The sequence below is a fragment of the Streptomyces sp. NPDC012510 genome, from assembly GCF_042955065.1.
Lineage (GTDB): Bacteria > Actinomycetota > Actinomycetes > Streptomycetales > Streptomycetaceae > Streptomyces.
The window spans coordinates 1-11,780 of the sequence record NZ_JBIBEN010000047.1; the positions used below are offsets into that span (position 1 = coordinate 1).

General features: G+C 69.5%; 11 protein-coding genes and 1 pseudogene. 4 read left to right on the top strand and 8 right to left on the bottom strand.

All coding sequences use genetic code 11. The features are described 5' to 3' along the window. Window positions 1-95 precede the first annotated feature (95 nt). Window positions 96-203 (top strand): annotated as a pseudogene (locus ACFY9I_RS41655) (transposase); the annotation flags it as partial. A 251-nt stretch (window positions 204-454) separates the two neighbouring features. On the opposite strand, the gene ACFY9I_RS41660 reads toward ACFY9I_RS41655, so the two are convergent. Then, window positions 455-1,468 (bottom strand): alcohol dehydrogenase catalytic domain-containing protein, encoded by a 1,014-nt coding sequence (locus ACFY9I_RS41660; RefSeq protein WP_391012533.1) that lies wholly within the window; start codon window positions 1,466-1,468, stop codon window positions 455-457. A gap of 314 nt (window positions 1,469-1,782) precedes the next feature. Further along, window positions 1,783-2,814, bottom strand: coding sequence for a zinc-binding dehydrogenase (locus ACFY9I_RS41665; protein ID WP_391012535.1), 1,032 nt, complete (start codon window positions 2,812-2,814; stop codon window positions 1,783-1,785). Between the two features lie 119 nt (window positions 2,815-2,933). Between ACFY9I_RS41665 and ACFY9I_RS41670 the strand changes: the two genes are divergently transcribed. Beyond that, on the top strand, window positions 2,934-3,167 hold the full coding sequence (locus ACFY9I_RS41670; protein ID WP_391012538.1) for a hypothetical protein: 234 nt from the start codon (window positions 2,934-2,936) through the stop codon (window positions 3,165-3,167). An 18-nt stretch (window positions 3,168-3,185) separates the two neighbouring features. Here the strand turns inward: ACFY9I_RS41670 and ACFY9I_RS41675 are convergent, their stop codons facing one another. Genes ACFY9I_RS41675 through ACFY9I_RS41695 form a run of 5 tightly spaced genes read right to left on the bottom strand, consistent with a single transcriptional unit; the run spans window position 3,186 to window position 9,338 of the window. Then, complete coding sequence (locus ACFY9I_RS41675; protein ID WP_391012541.1) at window positions 3,186-4,757, bottom strand: AMP-binding protein; 1,572 nt, start codon at window positions 4,755-4,757, stop codon at window positions 3,186-3,188. A 28-nt stretch (window positions 4,758-4,785) separates the two neighbouring features. Further along, window positions 4,786-6,093 carry an acyl-CoA dehydrogenase family protein gene (locus tag ACFY9I_RS41680; RefSeq protein ID WP_391012544.1) on the bottom strand — a complete coding sequence of 436 codons (1,308 nt, stop codon included), beginning with the start codon at window positions 6,091-6,093 and terminating at the stop codon, window positions 4,786-4,788. A gap of 17 nt (window positions 6,094-6,110) precedes the next feature. Next, a complete protein-coding gene (locus tag ACFY9I_RS41685; RefSeq protein ID WP_391012547.1) occupies window positions 6,111-6,959 on the bottom strand; it encodes an enoyl-CoA hydratase-related protein in 849 nt (282 codons plus the stop codon). 37 nt (window positions 6,960-6,996) lie between these two features. Beyond that, complete coding sequence (locus ACFY9I_RS41690; protein WP_391012550.1) at window positions 6,997-8,223, bottom strand: beta-ketoacyl synthase N-terminal-like domain-containing protein; 1,227 nt, start codon at window positions 8,221-8,223, stop codon at window positions 6,997-6,999. Further along, window positions 8,220-9,338 (bottom strand): DUF5938 domain-containing protein, encoded by a 1,119-nt coding sequence (locus tag ACFY9I_RS41695; protein WP_391012552.1) that lies wholly within the window; start codon window positions 9,336-9,338, stop codon window positions 8,220-8,222. The genes ACFY9I_RS41690 and ACFY9I_RS41695 overlap by 4 nt, the downstream gene beginning before the upstream one ends. Window positions 9,339-9,565: 227 nt before the next feature. Between ACFY9I_RS41695 and ACFY9I_RS41700 the strand changes: the two genes are divergently transcribed. Then, a complete protein-coding gene (locus ACFY9I_RS41700; RefSeq protein ID WP_391012555.1) occupies window positions 9,566-10,561 on the top strand; it encodes a helix-turn-helix domain-containing protein in 996 nt (331 codons plus the stop codon). 411 nt (window positions 10,562-10,972) lie between these two features. Here ACFY9I_RS41700 and ACFY9I_RS41705 read toward each other — a convergent pair whose 3' ends face one another. Continuing rightward, a complete protein-coding gene (locus ACFY9I_RS41705) occupies window positions 10,973-11,437 on the bottom strand; it encodes a MarR family transcriptional regulator (protein WP_391012558.1) in 465 nt (154 codons plus the stop codon). 157 nt (window positions 11,438-11,594) lie between these two features. Between ACFY9I_RS41705 and ACFY9I_RS41710 the strand changes: the two genes are divergently transcribed. After that, window positions 11,595-11,780 (top strand): NmrA family NAD(P)-binding protein (locus tag ACFY9I_RS41710; protein WP_391012561.1); only part of this gene is annotated, 186 nt, incomplete at its 3' end.

An 11,780-nucleotide genomic window follows, 5' to 3' on the forward strand; every position in this document is an offset into this window, starting at 1 on the left:
CTCCAGGAGCACATCACGAGAGCACCCGATGCATGATCGCGAACAGTCGGCACACCCCGCTCAACCGTCCGGATCACAAGATCGTCGACAGAACCAAGATCAGGGACGGGCAGGTCGCGAACCGCCCGATCCACGTCGTCATGGCCGTGACCGCCGAAGGACACCGCGACATCCTGGGCATCTGGGCCGGCGACGGTGGCGAGGTGTCGGTGTCGGCACGGTCGCGCACGAGATGCGCGAGCGAGAGGGGTTGGTTCACGATCTCTCCTTCTGCCGGCAGGGCAGGGGGTTGTTCCTCTGCGGAAGCGGGGAGTCCACGGCGCAGCGACGGGAGGTACGGGAACCCTGGGAGTGGCTGTGACCGGGGGCACTGGTGCCGGAACACGAGAAGGCGCATGGCGCCTGTGCGAGGTCAGGGCCCGGTCGGTCGGGACTGGTGAGGGCCTGGTGTGCCTCAGGGCTTGAGGATCAGGCGTAGCGGGTTGCCCTCCTTCGTGTGCAGGCGCTCTACAGCGACGCTCGCCTTCTCCAGTGGCAGTACGTCGGTGATGGACCGGGAGAAGTCGAGCCGTCCGCCGCCCACGAGTTCCACGAGCTGCGGTACGGCGTCGAGCTTGGTGCCGAAGTGCCCGCGGATCTCGTGCTTCAGGTAGCTGAACATGGTGCTGTCGTTCACGACGAGCGGCCGACCGGACAGTCCGGCCAGGATCAGGCGGCCTTCTGGCGCCAGGACGCTCAAGGCTTGCTCGTACACGGGGGTGACGCCGGCGAAGTCGAACGCCGCGTTCAGAGCCCGTCCCTTGGTGACGGACAGTACCTGCTCCCTGAACGTCGGGTCGCCGGAGTCGAGGGCGAGGTCCGCACCGAGGTCCAGCGCCCTCCCTCGCGCGGCGGCAACCGGGTCGACCGCGATGATCGGGAAAGCGCCGACGGCCCGCAGCAACTGCACGGCGTGGGCTCCCAGACCGCCCACGCCCCAGACACCGGCCGCCTCGCCCGGCCGGACGGCGGCGGTACGTACGATGGCGTCCCACGGGGTCGACACGGCGTCGGGGATGATCGCCGCCTGCTCGAACGGAAGGGAGTCGGGCAGGGGGAACACGGACTCGACGCTCGCCAGGGTGTATTCGGCCCATCCGCCGTCGAAGTCCACTCCGCGGGTATGCATCTGCCCGCCCCTGATGTCACCCGCCTGCAGGACCACCCGCTGGCCGAGGGTGAACTGGGTGACGTCGTGACCGAGTTCGGCGATCGTGCCGGAGACCTCGTGGCCGACGGTGACGGTGTCACCCTGGAGGTGCGGAGGACGGCCGAGTGTGCCGTCGATGAGGTGGACGTCGGACATGCACACACCGGCCGCCGCAACCTCGATGAGCACGTGGCCGGGGCCGGGTGTCGGCCGGGGTACCTCCTCGATCGTCAGCGTGTGGGTGGGCAGGCGCAGGCGCGCGGCTCGCATGAGGGTCATGGATGTGTCACTCCTCTGAAGGGCTTCCTCGCCGGTCCGATCGGACGACGGGAGACGGGAGGGAGCCGGATGGTGCGCATGTGGCCCAGCCGTCGTGCGGGGCGCCGATACCGCGCCGTCCCGCACGCGAGCTGGAACGAGGCGCCGTCGATGGCGCCGAAGCGATCGAGCACCGCGATCACGGCTGCCGCACCGTCGATGCCCGGCAGCGCCGGCCGATGGGTACTGCTCAGGCGGCGGGCGGCCTCGGCCCGATGCCGCCCGCCGCGCCGGTGACCACCGTCACCGGTGGCCCGGTCCTTTCGTGCCAGCACTCAGTCCGGGTCCGCCACCTTGAGGATCAGCTTGCCGGGCTGTTTGCCGCTGAACATCGTCGGTAGCAGGGCAGGGGCGTGCTCGAAGCCTTCGACAACGTGCTCCTCGACGTGCAGGCGGCCTTCCCTCACCCACTCTCCGAGCTGGGCCGCTCCCTCCGCGAGTCGGTCACGGTAGAAGAACAGCAGGATGCCCCGCACGCTGAGCTGGTGGGTGCAGATGCGCATGTAGTTGCTGGGGCCCTGCAGCTTGACATCGCTGTAGTCCGATGACATGGCACCGCAGATCAGCACGCGTCCGAGCGGGTTCATGTGCAGCAGCATCGTGTCCAGCATGTCGCCGCCGACATTGTCGAAGTACGCGTCGACGCCGTCCGGGCACAGCTCGCGCAGGCGTGCGTCGAGGTTGTCGGTCTTGTAGTCGATGGCCACGTCGCAGCCGGCCTTCTCGACCACCCAGCGGCACTTCTCCTCTCCACCGGCTGTACCGATCACCCTCTTGGCACCGAGCGCCTTGGCGATCTGGACGGCCAGCGACCCGGTGGCCCCGGTCGCGGCCGACACGACCACGGTGTCGCCCGGCTTCACCTGAAGGCCGTCGGTGATGCCGAAGTAGGCGGTCAGTCCGCCGACGCCGAACACGCCGAGGTTCCAGGACAGTGGATGGTCCGCACGCGGCAGCACGCGCAGCGGCATAGGGCCGTCGCCACGGGCGAGCACATAGTCCTGCCAGCTCAGGAAGCCCTCGACCAGGTCTCCCACCTGGTAACCGGGGTCTCGTGAGGCGACGACCTGGCCGATTCCCATGGTCCGCATCGGCTCACCGATCTGGATCGGCTCCATGTAGCCGCCGTCGTCGGTCAGCCAGATTCGCTGGCTGGCGTCGTAGCCGAAGTACAGGGAGCGAACAAGTACTTCGCCGTCGGTGGGCACGGGGATGTCGGCTTCGTTGAACCGGAAGTCCTCGGCGGTGACAGCACCGACCGGGCGGCGTTCCAGCAGCCATTGGCGGTTGACGGTGGAAGCGGGCATGAGGTTCTCCTTGAGAGAGCAGCGGGCACAGGGGGTGGCTCCGGCCCAGGTCGGAACCGATCGCTTCGCGCGATCTCGTCGGGACCCGGGGCTTGTCCGGTCAGGTAGCCGTGACCGCCATGCAGACGGACACATGCGTCGAGTACGCCGTACCGGCCTCGGCGAGAAGGAAGCTCGGCGCGGCCATGATCGGGGACGTCCGAAGACTCGGTTGGGGCAATGGCACGGACACGGGCCCCATGTCGGTGTGGAGAGTCGGACAGGCCACGACGCCTGGGCCGACGCAGGCGAGTTCCTCGGCAGCCGCCGTCACGGAGGCAGCCGACCCGCCGTACTCCTCGGGGACCCTCTGACCGTTCGCTAGTGCCGCACTAGATCTGCCGTTCGTGGCCGCGCCAGAACGGCTCACGGACGTCCTTCTTCAGGACCTTTCCGTTGGCGCTGCGCGGCAGGACGTCCAGGAAGACGACCTGTTTGGGGGTCTTGATGCCGCCGAGCTGCGGCCGGCAGTACGCGATCAGCTCCTCCTCGGTCAGCCGCGCACCGGGGTTGAGCTCGACCACGGCGGTGACGGCCTCACCCCATTCCTCGTGCGGAACGCCGATGACGGCGCAGTCCTGCACGGCCGGGTGGCTCCAGACGACCTGCTCGACCTCGCTCGGGTAGACGTTGAAGCCACCCGAGATGATCATGTCCTTCTTGCGGTCGGTGATGTGGAGGTAGCCCTCGGCGTCGAGGAAACCGACGTCTCCGGTGTGCAGCCACCCGTCGACGAGGGCCTCGGCGGTCTTGTCGGGGGCTTTGTAGTAGCCCTTCATGACCAGGTCGCCGCGCACACAGATCTCACCCGTCTCGCCGACGGGAAGGATCCTGCCGTTGTCGTCGAGGATCTCCACGCGTACCAGCGGAGCGGGGCGGCCTGCCGCCGACAGCCGGGAGTCGTCGGCGATCCTGCCGTCGGTGAAGTGCTCCTCGGGCCGCAGGAAGGCGATCGCGGCCGGTGCCTCCGTCTGACCGTAGCCCTGGAACATGACAGGGCCGAAGACCTCGATGGCTCGGCGCAGTTTCTCCGTCGACATGGGCGCGGAGCCGTACATGAGGTACTTCAGTGAGGAGAAGTCCCGCTGCTCGATGCCGGGGATCTCCAGCAGCCGGTAGATCACGGTCGGGGGCAGGAAGAGCTCGGTGACGCGGTGCTTCTCCATCAGGTCGAGCAGCTGCACCGGATCCGGCCGGCTCATCACGACGACCGTGCCGCCGCGAGCCGTGCAAGGCAGCGTGAGGGTGCCCGCCGTGTGCGTCATCGGTGCGGCGACGAGGTTCACGACGGGGTCGTCCTCCCGGTAGGAGGCGGCGAGCATCTGCTGCACGGCGCTGACGCTCAGACCCCGGTGGGTGTTCATCACTCCCTTGGGGGCTCCGGTCGTGCCGCCGGTCGGCATGATGCCGGCGACCGACTCCGGGGAGGGGTTGAAGTCGGGGCGGTCGGCAGGGGCGTCGCGGAGGAATTCCTCGAAGGTGATGCCGCCGGCGCTGGACGCGGTGACCGCCTCGGAACCCAGCGAGACGACGGTGTGCAGCTCGTCCAGGTCGGGGCGCAGCTTCTCGACGACCGGCAGGAACGGCTCGTGGCAGAACAGCACCTCGCAGTCGAATCCCTTGAGCAGTCGCTGTATCTCCTCGGGCGGACTGGCGGGGTTGACAGGAACCCACGCCAGCCCGGCCCGCCACAGCCCGAGGACACAGGCCCACGCGACCGGGTCGTTCGCAGCGAGCACTGCGCCCTTCGCCTCACGGCCGGTCGTCCGCTCCAGCAGGGCATGGGCCACGCGACACGAGAGCTCCCCGATCTCCTGGTACGTGAAGGACCTCTCGCCTGCGATGAACGCCACGCCGTCCGGGTTGGCTCGCCAGCCGCGATCGAAGAAGTCGGTCACTGCCATGGGGTGTTTCCTTTCGATCGTCAGCGGCTCAGGGCCTGGCCCAGCCGGCGCGGTGCAGCAGCGCGGTGAGGTGGCCGAACTTCATGGTCAGCAGGTGGTTCTCGCCGTCCTCGATGCGGGCTGCCCGGGCGTCGCGGAAGAGCTTCTCCATCGGGTACTCGCGCGTGAGTCCGTAACCGCCGAACAGCTGCAGCGCCTCGTCGGCCACCTCGAAGGCGAGGTCGGTGCAGGTCACCTTGGATCCGGCCGTGTAGTAGGGGTGCTTCTTCGGCGACAGGAAGGTGTAGTCGGTGGCCCGCCGGGAGACGGCGCGCATGGTCTCCAGCTTGCGGGCCATGGCGCCCAGCCGGTACTGCACCAGCTGGTGGTCGGCGAGCAGCGCGCCGCCCTGCCGCCGCTCGTGGCAGTACTCCAGTGCGTACTCGAAGGCCGCCCGGGCCAGCCCTGTCATGATCTGGCCCATGGCGACGCCGGCCGAGGACCAGGTCGACGCGTGACCGGGCCAGTAGGCGTCGCCGAGCGACAGGGCGAAGCGGGCGGGCACCTTCACGTCGTCGAAGAAGACCTCGCCCTGCGGCAGGGCTCGCTTGCCCAGCTTCTCCAGCGGCCTGCCCCGGCTGACCCCCGGCAGGTCGAGCGGCACGACGACCTCCACACCGCGCGGGTGGCCCTCCGCGTCGAAGAACCCCTCGCCGTAGTCGGCGGCGATCGTCAGGAGGCCGACCTGGGCGACCGGTCCGTTGGACACCCAGGCCGAGCTCTGCCCGCTGATCACGATCTCGCCGCCGGACACCCTGGCGGTCAGGTTGCCCTTGTTGCCCTGGCGGGCGGCGGCGTGCCGCTCCGCCGGGTACAGGCTCAGGCCGTCGGAGCCGCGGTCGGGCTGCGTGCCGATCCAGCAGCCGAGCCTGCCCTCGCACAGGTCGACCAGCTCCTGGTTGCCCGACCGCGCCGCCATCAGCTTGGGGAACGCTCCGGCCCCCAGGGAGACGGCCAGGCCGGCGTCGCCCCAGCCGAGTTCCTCGACGACGATGCCCTGCAGGCGGGCCAGGGCCTGGGGAGGCACCCCGTCGACCGTCGCGTCGAACTCGATGCCGGAGGCCGCCGCCGTCTTCAGGAACTGCCAGTACGGGGAGTCCGGGGCGACGACCTCCTCCGCGCTCAGTCGGTCGATCGCGATGCCTGCCGGACGCATCACCTCGCGGGCGAACTGGTGCATCGCCTGCTGGACCGCACGCTCGTCGTCGCCGAGCGGCGGCTCGAAGCCGGTCAGCTCCACGTGCGGCAGGCCCGGGCGCACCTCGTCGGAGACGTTCTGTTCGGTCTGCTGTGCCATCGTCACCTCCCCCTCCTTCACTTGGCCGTGGTGAGGTCGCCCTGCGCCGCGATGGTGGCGGGCAGGTCCAGTTCGTGCTCGACGTCCTGAAGACCGGCCAGCTTCCGCAGGTGCTCCTGGACGGCGGGAATCGCGAGCAGCGTCCGCATCGCGTTGTTCTCCACACCGAAGCCGGAGAACTGGGCGTCGACCGCGCTGTTGTGGACCTTGGTGAACACCTCGTTCACAGCCGCGACGGAGCCGGCGGAGCGGGCGGCGAGCCGCTGCGCGAGGTCGTCGACGTAGTCGCAGATGTCGTCCGCGGGCAGAGCGCGGTTGACGATGCCGTAGGCGGCCGCCTCCTCGCCGTCGAAGTCGCGGGAGGACAGAACGACTTCGCGTGCACGGGCCGGCCCGATCTGTAGGGCCAGGCGGGTGGTGCCTCCGCCGGTCGGGAGGAACCCGCCGGATGCCTCGGGGAAGCACAGACGGCTCTCCGGGGTGGCGAAACGCATGTGGGTGGCGAGGAGGAACTCCAGTCCGGCGCCGCGGCAGATGCCGTCGACCAGGCTGATGGTCACCTGCGGCAGCGCTTCCCACATGGTGGTGAGTGCCTGGACGACGTTGATGTCGTCGTACTTGCTCTGCGGCACGTTGGGGTCGCTCATCGCCCGGAACAGGTCGTTCAGGTCGAAGTGCGCGAGGAAGAACTCGGGGTTGGCGCTGCCGAAGACCACGACCGAGGTCTCGCGGTCGAACACGAGCTGTCCTGCCAGGTCGAACAGTTCGCCGACCATCTCGATCGTCATCAGGTTGAGCGGTGCGTTGTCGAAGTCGACGTGGAGGATGCGGCCTTCGCGCCGCAGAGCGAGGGTCTTGTAGGTCATGGCGGGCTCCGTTCGGGGATGTCTCAACAGTTGCCGGTTACGCGCCGAGGACGGTGATCGCGGCCACGGCTTCCTCGCCGCCGTACATGCCGCCCCCGTTCTCCGCCAGCGCGATACGTGCGCCGGGGACCTGGCGGGCTCCGCTGTCACCGCGGAGCTGCTGCACCAGTTCGTGGATCTGTGCCAGGCCGGAGGCGCCCATGGGATGGCCCTTGGACTCCAGCCCGCCCGACGGGTTGACGGGGAGGAACCCGCCCAGGGTGGTGGCGCCGGATGCGGCGAACGCGCCTCCGGTCCCGATCTCGCAGAGTCCCAGCAGCTCCGTCTGGAGGAGCTCGCCGAACGCCGACGCGTCGTGCACCTCGGCGACGGACACGTCCTGCGGCCCGATCCCTGCCTGCTCGTACGCGTCCTGCGCCGCGAGCCTGCTGACCGAGTGCTCCCAGTCGGCCAGGGGGCGCACGGTTCCGGTGCCTAGGACCGAGGCCAGTACGCGGACGTGCCGGCTTCCCCCGAGGCGTGCCCGGCCCGCCTCGTTGCAGACGATCGCCGCGGCGGCGCCGTCAGTGAGGGGCGCGCACATCGGGACGGTCAGGGGTTCGGTGACCGTGCGGGCCGCGAGGATCTCGTCGGCCGACATGGCCTTGCGGAAGTGCGCGAGCGGGTTGGAGACCGCGTGTGCGTGGTTCTTCTCCGCGATCAGCGCCAGGTGCTTCTTCGTCGTGCCGAACGTCTTCATGTGCGACCGGGCGAGCGCCCCGTAGATGTCCATGAACATGCTGCGCGGCACGCCGGCGTCGTCGGGGACGTCGCCGCCGAGCTCGCGGAGCACCGCCCGTACGCCGTCGGGGTCGTTGACGTCCACGCCGCCGTCGAACAGGCCGAGCATCCTGCGCTTGTCGTCGACGTTGGTCTTCTCCACGCCGACCGCCAGCACCACGTCGGCGGCCCCGGAGCGGACGTGCAGGACGGCCTGGTGCAGGGCCGTCGCTCCCGTGGCGCACGCGTTCTCGACGTTGATCACGGGGATCCGCTCGAAGCCCATGCTGCGCAGCGCCATCTGGCCCGGGACGACCAGCTGGCCCTCCAGAACCGACTGGCAGGTGTTGCCGAAGTACGCCGCGTCCACGTCACCGAGCCGCCCGCCCGCGTCCTTGAGTGCCTCGGTGACGGCGTCCCTGGTCAGGTCCTTGACGGAGGCGTCCCGCCGGACACCGAAGGGGGTCATGCCGACGCCGGCGATCCACACCGGTGGCGCGCTCACGCCACGCTCTCCTCGGTGATGCGCGCGAAGCCGTACGACTCCAGGGCGCCCATGAGCTCACGGTGACCGAGCAGCTCGGCGGGTGAGCGGAAACCGGTGCCGTGGTGAGTGGAGCCGAGCAGCCGGGAGGCCGCGTACGCCTGCATCAGGCCGGTCATCTGGTAGCCGGTGCTGCTGTGGATGACCACCCGCGCGGTGGCCGTGTTGCCCCGCGCCGTGCACCAGTCGATGGAGCGGTGGATCTGGCGGTTCTCACGGGGCGGGCTGCCCGGCGTCATGCCGGACGCCATCTTGTCCAGCACCGGGTACAGGGTCTCCTCCGGAAGCCATTGCAGGGACACCTTGAACAGGCGCTCCAGGTCGATGACCCGCTTGTAGATGTCCTCGTTCCGCATCGCGACGAACATGCGGCAGTTGCGCACCCGGCGGTCGTCCCGGAAGAACACCGGCATCGCGGTGCCGCCCCAGTTCAGCCCGGTGACGACGTAGCCCGAACCGGGCACGACGAGGTCCTGGCGGGTCACCCGGTCGTACTTCTTCAGCCGGCCGTCCTCCAGGTAGTGGGCCTCCGCCCGCATCACGTCGAAGATCGACTGGGTGGAGCCGACCGTGGGGATGGCATTGGCGTACGAGCCGAGCTCCAGGGAGTCGACGCCGGGTGTCTCCAGACAGATGCGGGCGGCGATGTCGTGCAGCGCGTACTGGATCGACATCGCGGACGAGGCGACTCGGCCGGCCTCGGCGAAACGCGGGCCCCACTCGTCGAGCAGGCGCAGTATATGGGTCTGTTCACCGGCTGTGTCGAGGTAGTGACAGCCGGCCCGGATCGCCGCCTCCACGACCGGGGCCGCGTAGCGCAGGAACGGGCCCACGACGTTGCACACGACGCTCCGGCCCTCGAACAGCCGGGTCAGGGACTCGACAGAACCGTCCACCTCGGCGATCTCGTAGTCAGCGGTCTCGATCCCCGGGACCTTGTCCATGACTTCCTGGATCCGGACCTTGTTCCGGCCGGCGGCCACGAACGGGATGCTGTATTCACGCAGGTATTCGGCCACCAGTCGGCCGGTGGATCCGCTGGCTCCGTAGAGGACGACCGGACGCAATTCGCTCACCGCTGGGTCCTTCCGTGGTGAGCCGAGACCCTCTCGGGAGGGCTCGGCGCGGGTGACGGTGAGGAGAACTCTGCGCAACGGGCGACGGCACCGCTTGTCCCAGAGCGCAACCCGGTTTGTACGTTTGTGCAGCCGGCCCCACTCCTCATGCCCCCCGGCACGGCCTCGCGGTCCGCAGAACGGCACAGCCTGTTGCCCTCCCCCGCGTGGCAGGAATGCACTGCACAATGGTGGTGGCACTGCTCGCGGAGGTGTTCGGGATGGTCGGTACCGGCACGTGGTCGACCGATGGACTGTCGCACAACCGTGCGCCCGTCGCGTGGACGCGCAAGATGCCCGAGCTGCACCTCCCGTGGACGCTGACATTTCCCGAGCCCGACCGGTTCCGGGCCGCTGTCCGCTACCGCAGCCTGGACGAACTCACCGTCGCCGAGTTCCAGGGCGGACGCTACGCGGGCCGGAGGACCGACGACGCCGAGGGACGGCCCGCGCGCATCGGGGTACTGATCAACCTCAGCGGCCGGCTGGTGTGCCGGTACGGGGACGGCGAGGTGGCCGTCGGCCCCCACGACCTGCTGGTGTGGGACAGCGACCTCGCGCGTGCCTTCGACGCGGTCGAGCCCCACCACGAGCTCTCCCTCCTGCTTCCGCGCGGCATGGTCCCGCAGGGGCTCGCGGCCGCGGCCGCCCGCGCGAGCGGCCCCGTGCCGGTCGGGGCGGGCACCGGTCTGGCGGCGATCGCCGCCGATCAGCTACGCGCGATCGTCCGCGAGTTGGACCACCTCTCGGACGCGGGACTCGCCATCGCCTGCCAGAACTTCTTCGACACCCTGGACTCCGCGCTCGTGCCCACCGTGGAGGCGTCCCCTTCGGCGAGCGCCCGCACGGCCCTCCTGAACCGGGTCCGCCGCTATGTGGAGGATCGTCTCGACGACCCGGAGCTGTCCGCCTCGGCGGTCGCGGAAGCACTCGACGTCTCCGTGCGCACGCTGCACCTCGCGTTCGCCGGCACGGGCACGACGGTGGGGCGCTGGATCCGCGAGCGGCGCCTGAAAGTCTGTTACCGGGAACTCGCGCACGGATCCGGGGAGCGGACCGTCACAGACGTCGCCTTCCGGTGGGGTTTCAACGACGTGGCGCATTTCAGCCGGGTCTTCAAGCAGACGTACGGCATCACGCCGAGCCGTGTCGTGGCGCTGGCGCGCCGCACTTCGGCCGGCTGACCCCGAACCCGTGGTGTGCCCGGCCGGGCAGCGCTCGGCGGCGGCCGGGCTCTTGGCACGACCGGAGCGCAGACGCATCGGGAGCGGGTCAGTGGGGCATGTCGTCAAGGGACACGACACACCCGCCAGACGCGGTGGTTCGACGGCAGACAGGACCACGCACTCATCCGGCAGATCGGCCTTCGCCACGCGGACGAATCCGCCTGCCTCCAGCACGGCCCGAGTGACCGTGTCGCTCTCGTCCGGTGCCGCGACGACCCGGCGGCAGCACGGGTCGGTGACGCATGGTCGTGGGTACCGTACGGGCCGCAGGCGTGCAGCGGGTGGTGCGCGGCGCGGTGGACGTACAGCAGCACCGCACCACCAACCCCCCGTCCGCCGAGGTCACCGGCCGTGTCACCCGTGCGAAGGTCACGGTGGCTCGTTGTCCAGTTGTTCGAGGATGAGGTTGGAGAGCCGTGCGAGGGCGGCGAGTTCGTCCGGGCTGAGGACGTCGATGACCAGGCGGCGGACCGCGGCCACATGGTGGGGTGCGGCGGCCTCGATGGTTTTGCGGCCGGCCGGTGTGATGGCGACGAAGGCACCGCGTCCGTCCTCGGCGCATTCCTCCCGGGCCACCAGGCCGCGTTTGGTCATCCTGGCGATCTGGTGGGACAGGCGGCTCTGTTCCCACTCGATGGTGTGGGCGAGGTCCTGGAATCGCTGCCGGCCGTCGGGGGTGTCGGTGAGGGCGACGAGGATCTGGAAGTCGGCGCCGGACAGTTTGTGCGCCTTCAGGTCACGCTCCAGCCTGGCCGAGAGTTTCTGGTGCAGGCGGATGAAGGCACGCCAGGCGTGCTGCTCGGCGGGGCTCAGCCACGCGGGTGTGTCGTTCATACGCAGCGAGCTTACCTGGGTGCTTGACATGTCATACACCTCCGCCTAGCGTGCATGACACATCATCTGACACGTTGTGCACCTTCGGGCGCCGAGTTGGATGACGTGACATGCAGTAGGGGTGTGTCGTCCCCGACCCAACAAGAAGGAGAAGGCCGTGGCGGAGAAGAGGGTCATCGCGGTGGTCGGCGCGACCGGTTCCCAGGGCGGCGGGCTGGCCAGGGCGATCCTGGCCGACGCCGGTGGCGGGTTCGCGGTACGTGCGCTGACCCGTCACCCCGACTCGGACACCGCGCGGGAGCTCACGGCGCTGGGTGCCGAGGTGGTGAAGGCCGACATCGGC